Source organism: Kitasatospora sp. NPDC051702 (genome assembly GCF_040681575.1).
Taxonomy (GTDB): domain Bacteria; phylum Actinomycetota; class Actinomycetes; order Streptomycetales; family Streptomycetaceae; genus Kitasatospora.
On sequence record NZ_JBFAZB010000031.1, the window covers coordinates 1 to 18318 of the forward strand.

Sequence of the window (18318 nt, forward strand, 5' to 3'; positions counted from 1 at the left end):
TTGTTACTCAATAGATCGTGATCTTTCGCTAAAGCCGGGCACGGTAGCTGCCGAAGCAGACTGTGACCCTTTCCGAACGAGGAACGTTCCTCCTGAGCCGCCGCGGCGGTCCGGTCCGATCGGCTCAGTGGATGATGCCGGTGCGCAGGGCGACCGCGACCATGCCGGCCCGGTCGCCGGTGCCCAGCTTGCGGGCGATCCGGGCGAGGTGGCTCTTCACGGTGAGGGCGGAGAGGCCCATCGCCACGCCGATGGCCTTGTTGGACTGACCTTCGGCGACCAGCCGCAGCACCTCCACCTCACGGCCGGACAGTTCGCGGTAGGCGGACTGCTGGGTGCCCGGTGCACCGGGGGCCCCGTGGGCGCCCGGCGCACCGGTGGCGCCCGGCACGCCCGGCATGCCCGGACGGCGCATCCGCCCGGCCAGTCCGGCGGCGCCGAGCGGCAGGCCCGGGCGGCCGGGCATCGCGACGTTGGTGCGGGTGCCGGTGACGACGTAGCCCTTCACCCCGCCGGCCAGCGCGCTGCGGACCGCGCCGATGTCGTCGGCGGCGGACAGCGCCAGCCCGTTGGGCCAGCCCGCGGCGCGGGTCTCGGCCAGGATGGTCAGCCCGGAGCCGTCCGGCAGGTGCACGTCGGCGACGCAGATGTCGCGCGGGGTGGAGACCCGGGGGCGGGCCTCGGCGATCGAGGACACCTCGATCACGTCCCGGACGCCGAGCGCCCACAGGTGGCGGGTGACGGTGTTTCGGACGCGGGGATCGGCGATGACCACCATGGCGGTGGGCTTGGTCGGCCGGTAGGCGACCACGTTTGCGGGGTGCTCAAGAAGGACCGACACCAGGCCTCCTGCGGGGAGTGGCGGACGGAACCCCGATGGGGGCGGTCGGAGTGTTCCGCGTTCGGAAAGGGTCACAGTCTGCTTCGGCAGCTACCGTGCCCGGCTTTAGCGAAAGATCACGATCTAGTGAGTAACAATACGGACAAATCGCGCATATGACTGATGCGACATGCCTGGTATTCGCACAAAATCGATCAGATTCGTCATGAATCGGTCGGTTTCGGCCGGGTAATTGACGCAGAGCGCGACGGAAGTCACACGCTGTCAGCCCTGGGGGTGGCGTCGGACCGGCCGGTGCCGTCCGGGCCGGACGCCACTCGTCAGTGCGAGCGCGGGCGTCGCCGTGCGGGCATCGGGACCACTCCGCCGAGTGACGGCACGTCCGCCGGCGCCTGCGGGGCCGGGGTGACCGGCGGCAGGCCTGCACTGGTGCACAGCAGGTCCCCCCAGGCCGCCAGGTGCCGCTCGAACCGGCCGTCGGCCGGCGTCCAGGACGCCCGGATCTCGATCTCGGTCGAGGAGGGGCGGTCCGCGAGGCCGCCGAAGTACTGCGAGGCGCAGCGGGTCACCGTGCCGGACGGCTCCGCGTACCCGGCGCCGTGCGTCTGCAGGGCGTCCAGCAGCCAGGCCCAGCCGACCTCGGAGAGCATCGGGTCGCCGGCCATCTCCGGCTCCAGCTCCGCGCGGGTCATCGTCACCACCCGGAACTCGCCGTTCCAGGCCTCCTGCCCGGCCGGGTCGTGCAGCAGCACCAGCCGCCCGTCCGCGAGCTCCTCGCCGTCCACCTCCACCGAGGCGGTCACCGCGAACGCGTACGGGGCCAGCCGGCGCGGCGCCGGGGCGGGGGAGAGCTGGACCTCGGGCCGCAGTCGGGCCCCGTCGAGGGCCTCCACGGCGGCCCGGAACTCGCTCGGCGCCCCCTCCCGACCAGTTCCGCCACCTGCTCCGCCACCCTGTGCGGGGTGCCCGCCGACCGCTGCCATGACCCGAAGACTAGGTCGAGAACCCCGGTTAACGCCGCAACTTCCGTCCGAGCGGCGTGCCGGAACGGCAAACCGGGCCACATCTTGGAGGAACCGACGAGCCGGCCCGGAGAGAGCGCCCCGGGGCGCGTGCGAAGATTTGACCCGTGAGCGAGACTACGGCAGACACCACGGCGGCCGCCCTCGACGGCCGAACCACCCCCGCGCGCCGCGGCGCCGCGCACGACTCCGCGTTCCTGCGCGCCTGCCGGCACGAGCCGGTGCCGCACACCCCGGTGTGGTTCATGCGCCAGGCCGGCCGCTCGCTGCCCGAGTACCTGAAGGTCCGCGAGGGCATCCCCATGCTGGAGTCCTGCATGCGGCCCGAGCTGGTCAAGGAGATCACCCTCCAGCCGGTGCGCCGGCACGGCGTGGACGCGGCGATCTTCTTCAGCGACATCGTGGTGCCGCTCAAGGCGGTCGGCATCGACGTCGACATCAAGCCCGGCATCGGGCCGGTCATCGCCGACCCGATCCGCACCTTCGCGGACCTCGAGCGGCTGCGCCCGCTGGAGCCGGACGACGTCCCCTACATCACCGAGGCCGTCGGCCTGCTGGTGGACGAGCTCGGCGGGACGCCGCTGATCGGCTTCGCCGGCGCGCCGTACACCCTGGCCAGCTACCTGGTCGAGGGCGGGCCGTCGAAGAACCACGAGAACACCAAGGCCATGATGTACGGGCAGCCCGAGCTGTGGGCGGCCCTGGTCGACCGGCTGGCCGACATCACCTCCGCCTTCCTGAAGGTGCAGATCGAGGCCGGCGCCTCGGCGGTCCAGCTCTTCGACTCCTGGGTCGGCTCGCTCGCCCCGGCGGACTACCGCCGCTCGGTCATGCCGTCCAGCACCAAGGTCTTCGACTCCGTCGCCTCCTACGGCGTGCCGCGGATCCACTTCGGCGTCGGCACCGGCGAGCTGCTGGGCCTGATGGGCGAGGCCGGCGCGGACGTCGTCGGCGTCGACTGGCGGGTGCCGCTGGACGTGGCGGCCGAGCGGGTCGGCCCCGGCAAGGCCCTGCAGGGCAACCTCGACCCGGCCGTCCTGTTCGCGCCCACCGAGGTCGTCGAGAGCAAGGCCCGCGAGGTCCTGCGGGCCGCGGAGGCGCTCGGCACCAGCGGCCACGTCTTCAACCTCGGCCACGGCGTCATGCCCTCGATGGACCCGGACGCGCTGAGCCGTCTGGTCGCCTTCGTGCACGAGGCCAGCGCGCGCTGACCCCGGAACGGGCGAAGGGCCCGCCCCCCTCGGGGGGACGGGCCCTTCCGTCGTTCCGGTGGACCGCTACGGGTTCACGGGAAGGACCGGGGTGCTGACGGTCGGGATGCTCCAGCGCTGCGCGGTGGTGCCGTTGCAGGTGAAGAGCTGGAGGGTGGTGCCGGCGTTGCTGTTCGCCCAGGGGACGTCCAGGCACAGGCCCGACTGCGGGTTGTAGATGCTGCCGTCGGCCCGGTAGCGCCACTGCTGGCCGCCCTCGCCGAGGCAGTTCCAGAGGATGATCTGGGTGCCCACCGCGGTGCCGTTGGCGCTCGCGGCCACGCACTGGTTGTTGATGGTGAGCGTGCCGTTGGCGTTCAGGCTGTAGCGCTGGGCGTCGGTGCCGTTGCAGTCCCACAGCTGGGGGTGCATGCCGTTGCCGGTGTTGTTGTTCGGCGCGTCCAGGCAGCGGCCCATGTGTGCGGAGAACCGGACCGGGCTGTTCACGGTGGTCGCCGCGACCGCCGAGTTGTAGACCGCCAGGTCGCTGATCCGCCCGGTGAGGAAGTTGGACGGCGCGCTGGCGGCGCGGTAGCGGCCGAGCACCAGGTTGCCGTTCGGGGCCGGGCTGGTCGAGGCGTTGTGCTGGCCGGTGCCGGCCAGGCTGCCGTTGACGTACAGGTTCATCTGTCCGGTGGCGGCGTTGTAGCTCGCGGTCAGCTGCGTCCAGGTGTTGAGCCGGTACGCGCCGGCGGGGCCGGTGGCGTTGTCGTAGTCGTAGGGCCACTGGTCGTTGTCGCCGTTGGCGATCGCGAAGCGCCAGGCGCCGTGGTCGGCGTAGATCATGAACGAGCTGCCGTGCTGGGTGTCCTGGCTGACCACCACGCCGGAGTCGTCCTTGGCCAGGTAGGCCCAGGTGCTGATGGTGAAGCTCTGGCGGGCGTCCACCGCGTTCCGGGCACCGGTGACGGTGGACTTGTTGGCCCCGGTGCCGTCGAACACCGCGACCTTGGTGGTGCGGCCGTCGACGGTGTCGTCGGCGAAGGACACGTTGGCGGCGGTGCCGTTCTGGGCGGCCGGGTTGGCCTTGGCGTCGCCGGTCAGCGGGAACTGCACGAACGGCGCCTGGGTGGTGCCGCGGAAGTGGTCGCCGGCGTAGCCCGTGACCTGGCCGTTGGTGACGGCCGACGGCCAGACGTGGATCGTCCCGGACTGGTCGACGCCCCAGAGGTCGGGCACGTCGTCACCGGTCAGGTCGCCGTCGGCGCCCATGGTCGGGAAGCCCGTGCCGTTGACGCCCCAGCCGATCCTGGCGGCGGGGCTGGCCGTGACGGCCGTCACCGTGGTCGAGCCGTCCGGCCGGGCGGCGGTGGTCAGCGCGTACTGGAAGATGTCGCCGTTGGTCCGGTTGCGCACCCACAGGGCCGGGGTGGTGGCCGTGGCGGCACCGATGGCGAGGGTGTTGCCGGGGACCATCAGGTCCTTGTCGTCCCAGTTGCCGGTGGAGACCAGCGACGGCGCCGCCAGGGTGTGGTTGGTCTTGACCGGGTAGAACCAGAGGTTGCCCGAGTCGATCGCGAAGACGCCGGTGGCGTCGGTCACCTGGCGGCTCGGGGTGCGGGTGTCCTTGGCCGAGCCGATCGGGGTGATCTGGCGGGCCTGGGACCAGCTGCCGCCGTCGTGGTGGCCGGCGCAGGACGTGGCGTACGCGGTGTCGCAGTCCGGGCGGTCCAGCGGGGTCATCGTGCCGCGGGTGAAGCGGCCCGGGTCGGACAGGGTGTTGGAGTAGTAGTAGAGGGCGTCGTCACCGTCGCCCGCGCCCGGGCCGCTCGGGTCCTTGTGGACGAACAGGTCGTCCAGGTTGGTCGTCGGGTCCACCGATCCGCGGTGCGCGACGCGGTAGTCCTTCCACGTCCGGGGGTTGGTGGCGGCGTCGGCGCCCGGGGCCTGGGCGGCCGGTGCGGCGGTGCCGGTGGGCGGCACGCTGGTGTTGCCCGGGTCGGTGGCCCGGCCGTGGGCGATCAGGTTGCCGGCGGTGTCGGCGAGCAGGATGTCCGGCCGGGCGTCGCCGGTGGTGTCGCCGAAGGCGACCGGGCCCGGCGCCCACGGCACGTAGAACGAGTAGGAGACGGTCTGGGAGGAGTTCCCGGCCTCGTCGATCGCCCGCGCGTACAGGGTGTTGGTGCCCCAGTGGGTCGGCTTGGTGGTGATGTCGCCGATCGACAGCGTGCCGCCGTTGCCGCAGGTCTGCTGCGCGCCGGAGAGCTGCGGGTCGTAGCCCCACTGGACGCACGCCAGGCCCGAGGAGACCAGGCCGGCGCCCGGGCTCGGGTCGGAGGCGACCACCGGGATGTGGCCGGTGTCGCCGAGCCGGAGCTTGGTGGTCTGGCCGTTGCCGGCCGGCGGGAACTGGGTGGCCGGGTCGGTGAAGGCGCCGAACGTGAACACCGGCGGGGTCATGTCGACGGCGAAGTGGCAGACCGTCGAGGCCGGTCCGCGCAGCAGGCCGTCGTCGCCCTGGGTCTGCCAGCCGTAGTAGTGGCCGTCCTGGAGGGTGCCGACCGGCAGGTCGTACGAGGCCTCGCTGCCCGTGCCGACGAAGCCCGACCAGCCGTTGTTGACGGTGTTGCCGCCGGTGGTGTTGTCCCAGATGCCGACGTACTCGGTGAGCTGGCCCTGGTTGGGGCTGCTGACCGTGGACTTGAGCGTGGTGTTGGTGGCGGTCACGTAGCCGTACGAGGAGACCGGCACGTCCGCGCAGGAGTCGGTGTCGGAGCTGGTGACCCGGTGCGGGGTCGGGTAGGTGTGCGGGTTGCCGGGCACCCGCGGCGGGAAGTCGTACTGGCTGCTGAGCGTCGCGTCGTACGAGTACCGCTTGAAGCCCATCCGCTGGCCGCTGCCCTCCTGGCCGAGCACGGCGAAGGCGAGCGGCACGCCGGTGTTGCGGATGCCGTCGCGCAGGGCGTTGGTGATGTTGAAGTCGATCGGCAGGTCGTTGTAGCACTCGGAGAGCGTGCCGTTGCCCGCGACGTTCTTGCCGTCGAGCCACTCGCGGACCTCGTGGTTGTTCCAGGACACCGAGGAGTCGAACTCACGGGCCCGGTAGAGGTTGACCGGGTAGGTCGTCGAGCAGGAGTGGTCCGAGGAGATGTACTGGTTGATCCGCAGGTTGGCGTAGTTGATCGTGGCGCCGGCGTAGCCGTTGAGGTCGAACTCGAACAGCGCCCGCTCGATCCCGTACGGGGACTCCCAGCCCTGGTAGCCGGAGCCGGGGCGGTCGCGGTCGTTGGAGCCGGTGCGGTCGAAGTTGCCGGTCGTGTTGTGGGCCTGCATCACCCAGGCGTGGTGCTGCTTGCCGCGGGCGTCCTGGCCCCAGGACGGGTCGACGTAGATCGGGTACGAGGTGCTGGCACCGTCGAGCAGGTCGGGGCTCGGGGTCAGGGTGATCGCGCCCTTGCCGTTCCCGCCGGCCTGGGCCACCTTGGCCTCGGCCACCGGGATGTCGGCGACGGTGGCGAGTGAGCCGGGACCGGCCGTGGTGCTCGGGGCGTCCGGCGCGGTGCGGGTGGCGGCGCCGGCGGCGGCGTCCTGTCCGGCGGCCGGGGCGGCCGGAGCGGCCGCGCGGGGGGCCGCGGCGAACGCGGGCTCGGCGGCGGCGGACTTCGCGGCGGCCCGGGCGGCCGGGGTGCGCGCCTCCTTGGCGGACCACATCTGCGGGGTCGGTGCGGTGAACACCGGGGTGCCGCCGGCGGAGGCGGTCAGCGCGCCGGTGGCGTCCTTGCCGAGCTCCAACCCCTTGGTGGTGGTGGGGAAGACGAGGTTGCGCGCGGCCGGGTTGGCCGCGGCGGCGGGCGTGCGCAGCACGACCACGGTGGTGTAGCCGCCCCACTTGGTGGCGGTGACCTCGAGGTCGGTGTCCGGCGCGACGCCGCTGAACAGCGCCGTGTTGCCGGTCAGCTTCGGGGCGGGGAGCCTGCCGGGGAACGGCGAGGAGACGGCGAGCTGCTTGCCGTCCTTGGTGGTCATGGTGGCCAGCGGGCCGTCGCCGCCGCCGGAGATGACCAGGTCGCCGCTGGCGGTGGTGGGGGCGACGGTGCCGTCGCCACGCTTGACCAGGGTGTCGTCGAGGGGGGCCCAGGAGCCGTCGGTCCGCTTGGCGCGTTGCGCGAGCTCGTGCTGCTCCGAGCGCAGCTTGCCCTCGGCCGTCGCGACCACCGTGGTGTACTCGTCGGTGAGTTCGGGGACGGGGACGTCCTTGCCCTCGCGCTTGGCGCGTTCGACGGCGCTCTGGATCCGGTCCGGCGTCGGGCGGGTGGGCTGCCCGGAGGGCGCGGTGGCCGGCGCGGTGGGGGCCGGTGTGCCGGTGGCGGCGTGGGCGGCGAACGGCGCGGCGGTGAACAGGCCGGTCGTGAGGACCAAGGAGACCGCGGCGGCGGTCGACCGTCTGGTCGGCCTGGCGGGTCTGGGTATGCGTGGCATCGGGCTCCCCCGGGTGTGCGACGCGCTCCGCGAGTGCGGATACGCAGAGGTCAAGCGCACCCTGGCAGTTCTCACGCCTCGTCGACAAAACCTTCGCAAGGGCCGTGTCGGGATTTTGGCGCAAAAAGAACCGAATGGCCGGTCAGTGAGATGGATCACCCCGCCTGCCGGACGCTTTCTCGCTGGTGGGGCGACATACCCGGCTGCTAGGTTCCGCAACCGACTGTGCCGATGACCAGTCAAATCTCTTTCAAGAAAACGGGGGTGGGAACGTGTCAATTCCGGACAGACCCGATCGCAGGGGAATTCCCTGGCGATGGATAGCCGGGCCGATCGCCCTGGCGGTGGCCGGTTCGCTGCTCGGACCGGCCGCGCAGGCCGCGAGCGGACCCGACTTCTCCAAGGTGTGGCAGCCGCCCGGCACCCCGCTGCCCGGCACCACCTCCGTCAAGGTCACCGACGCCGCCAAGGCCGCCGCGGTTGCACCGCACTACCCGGTGCCGCAGCGGGCCGGCAGGGCGCCCGCGGTGGCGCCGGCGGTGCACGGGTCCGCCACCGCGGACCTCGCCGCCGCGCGGCCGGACGCCCCCGTCAAGGCCGGCGCGCTGCCGGTCTGGGTCGCCCCGAAGCCGGAGGCCGCGGCGTCGGCCGCGGCGGTGACGGTGGTCCAGAAGGACGGCGCGAGCGCCCGGGTGTCCGGCGTCGACGGGCTGGTCTTCAGCCTCACGGCGCAGCGGGCGGCCGGTGCGGCCGCCGACGGGCGGGGCGGTGCCGAGGAGGCCGTGCCGGTCACCGTCGGCGTCGACTCCGCCGCGCTGGACGCGGCCACCGGCGGCGAGTTCGCCTCCCGCGGCCGCCTGGTCACGCTGCCCGCGTGCGCCGCGACCACCCCCGAGCTCCCCTCCTGCCAGGTCCGCACCCCGGTGCCGGCCCGCTACGACGCCGCCGCCAAGCGGATCGTCGCCGAGGTGTCGCTGCCCGCCGCGGGCGACCCGGCCGTGCCGGCCGGCGGTGCCGTGAAGGCCTCCTTCGCCGCGTCCGCGAGCGGGGCCTCGGCCCAGGCCCCCGCGGCGGCCCCGCTGCTGCTGGCCGCCGAGACCACCTCCTCGGGCGGCGGCGGCAGCTACAACGCCTCCACGCTGACCCCCTCCTCCGCCTGGGCGGCGGGCAGCTCCTCCGGCGCCCTCACGTACAGCTACCCGGTCCAGGTGCCGCCGTCGCTCGGCGGCCAGCCGCCCGCGGTCGCGCTCTCGTACAACTCCTCGACGGTGGACGGGAAGACCTCGGCCACCAACGCCCAGGCCTCCTGGGTCGGTGACGGCTGGGAGCTCAACCCCGGCTTCATCGAGCGCAGCTTCAAGCCCTGCGACAAGGACGGCATCAAGGGCTCCGGGGACCAGTGCTGGGCCGGCTTCAACGCGGCCCTCTCGCTCGGCTCGCACTCCGGCCAGCTGGTCCGGGACCGCAACGCCGGCTCCTCCGGCGCCACCACGGACGCCGCGACCGGCGTCTGGCACCTCAAGGACGACGACGGCACCAGGATCGAGTTCGGCTCGGGCGCGGGCAACGACGCCCGGGACGGCGCCTACGCGAAGGTCACCGACTCCTCCGGCACGGTGTACTACTTCGGCCTGAACCACCTGCCCGGCGGCGACAAGAGCGATCCGGCGTCCAACTCGGTCTCCACCGTGCCGGTCTACTCGCCCGACAGCGGCGACCCGTGCTACGACTCCGGCCAGGGCAAGGCCTCCTGGTGCCAGATGTGGCAGCGGCTCTCGCTGGACTACGTGGTGGACGCCCGCGGCAACCTGACCACCTACACGTGGTCGCCGGAGACCAACTGGTACGCCCGTGGCGGCGGCCAGAACAACGGCAACGGCACCCGCACCTCCTACACCCGGGCGAACCTGCCCGCCACGATCGCGTACGGCCAGCGCCTCGACGAGCAGGTCGCGGCCAAGGGCGGCCTGCAGCCCGCCGCGAAGGTCGTCTTCTCCACCGCCGAGCGCTGCGTGGACACCGCGAACTGCGACCCGTCCCAGCGCACCGAGGCCAACAAGACCAACTGGCCCGACGTGCCGGTCGACCAGGAGTGCAAGCAGGACGGCACCTGCACCCACTACGGCCCGAGCTACTTCACCACGAAGCGGCTCTCCGGCGTCGCCACCCAGGTGCGGGTCAACAACGCCTGGCAGGACGTCGACTCCTACCAGCTCAACCACTCGTTCCCGAACCCGAACGACAACACCAGCCAGAAGGCCCTGTGGCTGGACTCCGTGGTGCGCACCGGCAAGGCCGGCGCGACCCAGCTCAGCACCCCGGCGGTGAGCTTCACCCCGGTGATGCTGCCCAACCGGGTGGACGGCACCGACCTGGTGCCCGCGCCGCCGCTGATGAACCGGCCGCGCATCCAGCAGATCCACAACGAGACCGGCGGCGTCCTCAACGTCGACTACAACCTGCCGGCCTGCTCCCGGATCAACAAGGTGATGCCGGCGGCCGAGGACGACAACAGCCTCGGCTGCTACCCGGTGCGCTGGCTGCCGCCGGGCTCGGTGGCCGGGTCGGACCCGGTCCTCGACTGGTTCAACCACTACACCGTCGCCTCGCTGACCGAGAACGACACCGCCACCGACGCCCCGCAGAAGATCACCAAGTACGCCTACGCCAAGCCCGGCTGGCACCGCGACGACGCCGAGCTCACCGAGGCGAACGCCCGCACCTGGGGCGACTTCCGCGGCTTCGGGGTGGTCACCACCACCATCGGCAGCGGCAACGACGGCCCCAGGTCGCAGAGCCGCGCGACCTACCGGCAGGGCATGGACGGCGACGTCCGCAAGGACGGCAGCACCCGCAGCGTCCACCTGACCGACGCGCTCGGCCGGGACGTCGTGGACGTCGACTGGCTGGGCGGCCAGGTCCTGCAGACCGAGGTGTTCGACCAGGCCGACGGCAAGGTCACCTCGCGCACCGTCAACGCGGCCTCCGGTGAGGTCGCCACCGCGACCCACCCGCGCGGCAACGGGCTGCCGGACCTCGTGGCGCGCTACACCGCGACCACCCGCTCGACGACCACCCAGGGCCTGAAGGCCGACCAGACCTGGCGGACCACCACCAAGACCACGGTGTCCGACAGCGACCACGCCAACCGCGCCCGCAGCGTGCTCGACCAGGCCGACGGGCTGCCCGACGTCTGCACCCTCACCGCGTACGCGCAGGGGCCCGACCCGGTCCGCACCGACCTGGCCGCCGAGACCCTCACGGTCTCCGGCGCCAACGCCTGCACGGCCACCGCCAACGCCGGGAACACCGTCTCCCGCAACCGCGTGCTGTACGACAACCTGCCGTACGGCCAGGCCGCGGCCACCGCCAACCCGAGCGGCTCCCAGGAGCTGGAGCGCTACGAGGCCGACGGCAGCGCCACCTTCACCACCACCACCAACGTCACCTTCGACAAGTACGGCCGCACCGATTCCGTCACCGCGCTGACCGTCAAGGACGCGCAGCACCCGGGCGGCGCGACCACCAGGACCTCGTACGCGGCCGCCGCGGCCGGCGAGATCCCGTCCACGCTGACCTCCTCGGCACCGGTGCCCGGCGTGGCCAACGCCACCTGGGACACCGTCACCACCATCGACCCGCGCCGCGGCAACACGCTGACCGTCAAGGACCCGAACAACAAGGTCAGCACCCAGGCCTGGGACTCCCTCGGGCGCCTCACCGGGGTCTGGCTGGCCGGCCGCACCCCCGGGGCCAACCCGAACCCCAACGTCAGCTACGCCTACAACCTGTCCAACCAGACCGGTGTCCCGTCCTCGGTGACGACCCTGGTGCTCAAGCGCGACCTGAGCACCCCGGTCCAGACCCGCAAGATCGACATCCTGGACGGCTTCGGCCGCACCCGGCAGACCCAGACCTCGCCCGCCAACCCGGCCTACACCGGCCGGATGCTCTCCGGGACCCGCTACGACTCGCAGGGGCGGGCCAAGACCGCCGACCCGGCCTGGTACAACAAGGACTCCGGCCCCACCTCGACCCTGGTGACGGCCGACGACTCGACCGTCCCGCTGCAGACCCGGACCACCTACGACGGGCAGAGCCGCGCCGTGGTGGTCGCCTCCTGGTCCCTCGGCGTCGAGCAGAACCGCACCACCACGACGTACGCCGGCGTGGACCGGGTCGACCTGCTCCCGCCCGCCGGGACCTGGCCCACCAGCGCCGTCTCCGACGCCCGCAACCACACCGTCGAGCGCTGGCAGTACAACACCCCGACCGCCACCGGCAACCGCGCCGACGCGGTGGTCTCCACGTACACCTACACCGTCGACGGCCGGCCCGAGTCGCGCACCGACGCCGCGGGCAACCGCTGGTCCTTCGGCTACGACCTGCGGCACCGCCAGGTCTCCGCGACCGACCCGGACACCGGCAGCGTCGTGCAGACCTACGACGAGGCCTCGCGGGTGGCCACCACCACCGACGGCCGCAGCCGCCGGCTCGCCTTCACCTACGACCTCACCGGCCGCAAGACCGGTGAGTACGACGGCACGGTGGCCCCGGCCAACCAGCTGGCGGGCTGGGTCTACGACACCGTCGTCAAGGGCAAGCCGACCTCGTCCACCCGCTACGTCGGCGGCGCGACCGGCCAGGCCTACACCACGGCGGTGACCGGCTACGACGACGCCTACCGGAAGACCGGGGCGACGGTCAGCATCCCGGGCAGCGAGATCGGCCAGACCGGCACGTTCACGTACACCAGCACGGCGACCTACGACAAGATCACCGGCAACCTGAAGGAGAGCATCCTCCCCGCCCTCGGCGGCCTGCCGGTCGACGACGTCGCGTTCTCGTACAACGACTACGGCCAGATGTTCAAGTACGCGGGCGCCACCACGTACGACACCCAGACCGAGTACGACGCCTACGGCCGGGTCGTCCGCTCCACCGTCAACCCCTGGGCCACCCAGGTCGTCGTCACCAACGACTACGACCAGGCCACCGGACGGCTGCGCAACCAGTTCCTGGACAAGCAGACCTCCACCACCGGCGCGGTCCAGCAGACCGGCTACACCTACGACGACTCCGGTCGCGTCACCTCCATCAACACCGTCCCCGACAACAACCCGGCCGCACGCGACCTGCAGTGCTTCGGCTACGACAGCCTCGGCCGGCTGACCACCGCCTGGACCGACACCGGCACCGTCACCGTCCCCGACCCGCAGCAGCACCAGACCCTGGACCAGGGCCGCTGCACCAACACCAGCCCGACCAGCGGCGCCGTCGCACCGGCGCTGACCACCGTCGGCGGCGGCAACCCGTACTGGCAGGAGTACGGCTACGACGTGACGGGCAACCGCACCCGGTTCGTCCAGCACGACACCGGCGGCGACTCCACCAAGGACACCGTCACCACCCAGACCTTCCCGGCCCCCGGGACGGTCAACACCTCCGCCGGCAACGGCGGCCCGCACGCGCTCACCGGCACCGGCACCACGGTCGGCGCCGCCACCACCGTCTCCGGCCGCGACACCTACGACGCCGGCGGCAACACCACCTCGATCTACACCTCCAGGACCGGCACCGCCGACCTCACCTGGAACACCGAGGGCAAGCTCGACGCCTACGCCCAGGCCGGCCCGGTCACCGGCGTCGGCGGCAAGTGCCTGGACATGCGCGGCGGCAGCTCCGCCAACGGCACGGTCGTGCAGATCTACACCTGCGGCACCGGCGGCGGCCAGCGGTTCTCCACCGCGGGCAGCCTGCTCAAGGTGTTCGACAAGTGCCTCACCGCCACGGGCACCGCGGCCGGCTCCGCCGTGCAGCTCCAGCCCTGCGACGGCGGCGCCGCCCAGAAGTGGACGCCGCGCGCCGACGGCACGGTCCTCAACGCGGGCGCGGCCCGCTGCCTGGCCGTCCCCGGCGACGTCAGCACCAACAGCACCGCCCTCGTGGTCAACGACTGCGGGTCGACCGTCCCGGCCGGCCAGAAGTGGAGCGCCCCGAGCCAGACCACCAGCTACGTCTACGACGCGGACGGCAACCAGCTGGTCCGCCGCAACCCCGGGAAGACCACCGTCACCCTGGCCGGCGACGAGCTCGTCTACGACTCCGTCGCCAAGACCCTCACCGGCACCCGGTACTACCCCGTCCCGGGCGGGCTCACCATGGTCCGCGTCGGTGCCGGCGGGATGACCGTCCAGCTCGCCGACCACCACAACAGCGGCCTGCTCACCGTCGACGCCACCAGCCTCGCCGTCACCCGGCGGGCCATGGACCCCTTCGGCAACCCGCGCGGCTCCCAGCCCGCGGCCGGCGTCTGGGCCGGCGACAAGGGCTTCGTCGGCGGCCTCAAGGACGACGTCACCGGACTGACCAACCTCGGCGCGCGGCAGTACCAGCCGAGCACCGGACGCTTCGTCAGCCCGGACCCGGTCCTCGTCCCCGACGACCCGCAGCAGTGGAACAGCTACGGCTACTCCCACAGCGACCCGGTCAACCGCAGCGACCCGTCCGGCCTCTACGACCCCGACCTGCGCGAATGGCAGATGCAGCAGGAGCGGGCCAAGCGGCAGGCCGAGGCCAGCACCCCGGAGACCGCCAGCGACGACGTCGAACCCGGGGACCTCGGGGACGACGAGCCGGCGACGGAGGAGGAGTACAAGTGGTGGAAGGTCTGGACGCCGCGGCACGACACGGCCGTCCTGATGGCCACCGCCTACCTCAAGGCGCAGCGCCCGTACGACGACTTCGACAACGACGTCTTCGTCCGTGAGGGCTCGTCCAAGGGCAACAAGAAGCCCGGCTACGCCGACATCGTCGAGTGGGGCAAGGACGAGGTCCTGGTCTGGGAGGTCAAGCACGAGGGCGGTGGCGCGGAGGCCGCCGGACCGGCGCAGCTCGCCCGCTACGTCCGCCAGCTCCAGGTCATGCTGATCGCGAGCGGCGACACCCGGACGGTGAAGGCCGGCGGCAGGCTCGGCACCGAACTCGGTCCGGTGCCCAACATGGCCAACCCGGCCGAGTTCATCACCGCCAAGGACGGCAAGTCCGACGGCATCATCACCTACAAGTGGTCGAAGGAGGACAACCGGGGCGGCGAACCCGACCCCGTCCCGCACCCCGTCCCGGTGCCGCAGCCCTCGCCCGTCCCGCTCAGCGAACGCGGGCGCAGGCCCGGCTGGACCACCACCCGGCCGATCACCGGGGCGACGGCGAACACCGCCCCGGCCACACCGGGCGAGATGCCGCACGCCCCCACCGCGGGCAGCGGTGACGGCGGCGGCGGGTTCGAGGTGCACGGTCCGATCATGACCAGGCAGCAGGAGACCAACTTCGGAGCGGCCGTGGTCTTTGTCATAGGCTTCATCGCCTACTGCGCCACGGCCGGCACCGCCGAACCGTAGACCGGACCGGTCGAGAAGGAACGAAGAGCCCATGCACACGATCCGCTGCGAGATCGACACCGAGTACGCCGGCGCCGAGGCGCTGGCCGACCTCGCCCGGCGCTGGCTCGTCGAGGGTGCGGAGCGCCTGGAGGGTCCCACCCTCCAGGCGGTCCTCGACAGCACCGACCTGGCCGAGGACTCGCTGACCAAGGCGGTGCCCTGCGGCCCGGCCGGAGCCCTCTGGGGCTTCGTGTCGGCCGACACCGTCAACCGCAGGACCGGCCGGATCACCCACCGCGCCAAGGTCCTGACCCGGAAGAACCTGCCCAAGCTGCAGACCTGGCTGGCCGGGGACGTCCAGCTGGCGGAGCTCGCGCTCTACCGGCTGGACGGCGAGGGCCTGCCCGGCGAACCGCTGCTGCGGATGGGCGTCGCCCGGGACGAGGACTGCGAGGACTGGGTCAGGCTCTCCGCACAGGCGCCCGAGGGCCGCTTCGGGCCGGCCGAACAGGCCGGCTGGACGGAGCTGCTGCGGGACTTCGCCCGCGAGGTCGACCCGTCCTACGCGCAGATCGGCTACGCGCGGACGCTCGGGCGCACCGAGCACGAGGAGCGGGTCGGGCCTCCGCTGCCCGGGATGACGCTGCCGCAGTCGCGGCGGCTGCTGCGCGGGTACGAGTGGCTGACGGTCGTCCCGCGCGAGATCGCCCGCGAGCTCGGCGGCACCGCGGCCCTCGCCGCGGGGGGCTTCCACGAGGTGGCCGAACTCCCCGGCGGGGCGGTGCTGATCCGGGTGACGCCGGAGTTCGACGGCTTCACCGGTGAGGCCGTCGAGCGGACCTGGCGGGTGCTGAAGCCCGCGCTGCGGCCCGGCGTGCCCAAGCGGTTCAGCGCGGCCACCGAGGCCGGCGAGCCGCCGAGCCGGATCTGGTACGCCGACACCGTCTGATCCGCACACCACCACCGGCGGGGCCGGGGCGGGACCACCCTGCGGGGTGCGTCCGGCCCCGGCCCCGCGCCGTTCCCCGGGGGCGCGGTACGGGCCCGCGCGGGCGGTTCCGGTGGGGTGCTCCGGCCCGCGCCGGTGGCCGGGCGTGCAGCGGATTGAGGACTCCGGGTAAAGACCTGCGAGACTGCGGAGCATGTCGGATGCACACGTCGTCGTCATCGGTGGTGGGATCGCCGGCCTGGCCGCGGCCGCCTTCCTGAGCGGGGCGGCCGGAGGGCCGGCCCGGGCCCGGGTCACGCTGCTGGAGGCGTCGGAACGGCTCGGCGGCAAGCTGTGGGGCGGCGAGGTCGGCGGGGTCCGGGTGGACCTCGGAGCCGAGTCGGTGCTGGCCCGGCGCCCGGAGGCGGTGGAGCTGGCCCGGGCGGTCGGCCTCGCCGACGCGCTGGAGCCGCCGACCACCGCGAAGGCCGCGATCTGGACGCGGGGCGCGCTGCGCCCGCTGCCGGGCGGCCAGGTGATGGGCGTCCCCGGCGACCTCGACGCGCTGGCCGCCTCCGGGGTGCTCACCGCCGAGGGGCTGGACCGGGCCCGGCACGAGCGCACCACCGAGGTCGGCGAGGACGTGGCGATCGGCCGTTACGTCGCCGACCGGCTCGGCCAGGAGGTCGTCGACCGGCTGGTCGAACCCCTGCTCGGCGGCGTCTACGCCGGGCGGGCCGAGGAGATCTCGCTGCGCGCCGCCGTACCGCAGCTGCTGCCGATCGCCCGCGGCGGCGGCTCGCTGGTCGAGGGGGTGCACCGGCTCGCCTCGCGGCCCGCGGTGGTCGGCACCCCGGTCTTCCAGGGCCTGCGCGGCGGCATCGGCACCCTGCCGGAGGCGGTCGCCGCGGCGTGCGCGAAGGCCGGCGCCGACCTGCGCACCGACACCCCGGTGACGGAGCTGCGCCGCACCCCCGACGGCTGGCGGGTGCTGACCGGCGACGGCACCGCGCTGCACGCGGACGCCGTGGTGCTGGCCGCCCCGGCATCGGCCGCGGCCCGACTGCTGCGCACCGACGCCCCCGCGGCCGCCGCCGGGCTGGACGCCGTCGAGTACGCCGGGATGGCCCTGGTGACGATGGCGTTCCGCCGCTCCGACCTGGCCGGGGCGCCGGCCGGCAGCGGCTTCCTGGTGCCGCCGGTCGACGGGCGGCGGATCAAGGCCTCGACCTTCTCCTCCAACAAGTGGGGCTGGCTGGAGCGCTCGGCACCGGACGCGTTCCTGCTGCGCACCTCGCTCGGCCGCCACCGCGAGGAGGAGGCGCTGGAGCTGCCCGACGAGGAGCTGGTGGCCCGCTCGCTGGCCGACCTCGGCGAGGCCGTCGGGCTGACCGCACGGCCGTACGCCACCGCCGTCTCACGCTTCCGGGCCGGCCTGCCGCAGTATCCGGTCGGACACCTGGACCGGGTGGCCCGGGTGCGCTCGGCCGCGGAGCGGGTCGGTGCGCTGGCGCTGTGCGGCGCCGCCTACGACGGGGTGGGCATCCCGGCGTGCATCGGATCGGCGGCCGCCGCGGTGGCGGCCCTCGACGGACTGTTGACCCCGGCGACCGGGGAAGGACCCACGGAGAGGAGAATGGGCGCATGACTGAGACCGTTGAGCAGCAGCCGGAGCAGCAGCCCGAGAAGAAGAAGGCACGCGACCTGAACCAGGTCATCCGCTACACGATGTGGTCGGTGTTCAAGCTCGAGGGCGCGCTGCCCGAGGACCGCACCGCCCTCGCCGCCGAGGTGGACGAGCTCTTCGCCCAGCTGGCCGCGAAGGACGTCACCGTGCGCGGCACCTACGACGTCTCCGGTCTGCGCGCCGACGCCGACATCATGGTCTGGTGGCACGCCGCCGACTCGGACGACCTGCAGGAGGCGTACAACCGCTTCCGCCGCACCGCCCTGGGCCGCCGGCTGGAGCCGGTCTGGTCGAACATGGCGCTGCACCGCCCGGCCGAGTTCAACAAGTCGCACATCCCGGCGTTCCTCGCCGACGAGCGCGCGCGCGACTACGTCTGCGTTTACCCGTTCGTCCGCTCCTACGAGTGGTACCTGCTGCCGGACGCCGAGCGGCGCGCGATGCTCGCGGAGCACGGCCAGATGGCGCGCGGCTACCCGGACGTGCGGGCCAACACGGTGGCCTCGTTCGCGCTCGGCGACTACGAGTGGCTGCTCGCCTTCGAGGCGGACGAGCTGCACCGGATCGTCGACCTGATGCGCGACCTGCGCCCCTCCCGGGCCCGGCTGCACGTCCGCGAGGAGGTGCCGTTCTTCACCGGCCGCCGCAAGCCGGTCAGCGAGCTGCTGGGCGGCCTGGCCTGACCTGCGGCTCGTCGTGTCCGGAGGCCGGTTCCCGCTCGGGGAGCCGGCCTCCGGTCCGTCCGGGGTCCGTCCGGTGGGACCGTGCGCCGTCCGGCCGACGGGCCCG

Annotated in this window: 8 protein-coding genes; 5 read left to right on the top strand and 3 right to left on the bottom strand. The window is 73.0% G+C overall.

Annotated elements, in window-relative coordinates; all coding sequences use genetic code 11:
• Positions 1-124: 124 nt before the first annotated feature.
• Both AB0N04_RS24195 and AB0N04_RS24200 read right to left on the bottom strand, forming a co-directional pair.
• Positions 125-841, bottom strand: a complete 717-nt coding sequence (locus AB0N04_RS24195) for a response regulator transcription factor (RefSeq protein WP_360215939.1) — start codon at positions 839-841, stop codon at positions 125-127.
• Between the two features lie 320 nt (positions 842-1161).
• On the bottom strand, positions 1162-1824 hold the full coding sequence (locus AB0N04_RS24200; protein WP_360215942.1) for a DUF3000 domain-containing protein: 663 nt from the start codon (positions 1822-1824) through the stop codon (positions 1162-1164).
• 146 nt (positions 1825-1970) lie between these two features.
• Here AB0N04_RS24200 and hemE point away from each other — a divergent pair, with 146 nt between their 5' ends.
• Positions 1971-3074: a uroporphyrinogen decarboxylase gene (hemE, locus tag AB0N04_RS24205; protein WP_360215945.1), complete on the top strand. Its 1104-nt coding sequence runs from the start codon at positions 1971-1973 to the stop codon at positions 3072-3074.
• Between the two features lie 66 nt (positions 3075-3140).
• Here the strand turns inward: hemE and AB0N04_RS24210 are convergent, their stop codons facing one another.
• On the bottom strand, positions 3141-7532 hold the full coding sequence (locus AB0N04_RS24210; RefSeq protein WP_363365245.1) for a ricin-type beta-trefoil lectin domain protein: 4392 nt from the start codon (positions 7530-7532) through the stop codon (positions 3141-3143).
• Positions 7533-7876: 344 nt separating this feature from the next.
• On the opposite strand from AB0N04_RS24210, the gene AB0N04_RS24215 reads away from it, so the two are divergent.
• The 4 genes from AB0N04_RS24215 to hemQ all read left to right on the top strand — a co-directional run bounded on the left by AB0N04_RS24215 (position 7877) and on the right by hemQ (position 18212).
• On the top strand, positions 7877-14932 hold the full coding sequence (locus AB0N04_RS24215) for a ricin-type beta-trefoil lectin domain protein (RefSeq protein ID WP_360215951.1): 7056 nt from the start codon (positions 7877-7879) through the stop codon (positions 14930-14932).
• A 31-nt stretch (positions 14933-14963) separates the two neighbouring features.
• Positions 14964-15863 carry a hypothetical protein gene (locus AB0N04_RS24220; RefSeq protein ID WP_360215954.1) on the top strand — a complete coding sequence of 300 codons (900 nt, stop codon included), beginning with the start codon at positions 14964-14966 and terminating at the stop codon, positions 15861-15863.
• Positions 15864-16056: 193 nt separating this feature from the next.
• Complete coding sequence (gene hemG / locus AB0N04_RS24225) at positions 16057-17490, top strand: protoporphyrinogen oxidase (protein WP_360215957.1); 1434 nt, start codon at positions 16057-16059, stop codon at positions 17488-17490.
• Positions 17487-18212, top strand: a complete 726-nt coding sequence (gene hemQ, locus AB0N04_RS24230; protein ID WP_360215960.1) for a hydrogen peroxide-dependent heme synthase — start codon at positions 17487-17489, stop codon at positions 18210-18212. The genes hemG and hemQ overlap by 4 nt, the downstream gene beginning before the upstream one ends.
• The last annotated feature ends 106 nt before the right edge of the window (positions 18213-18318 follow it).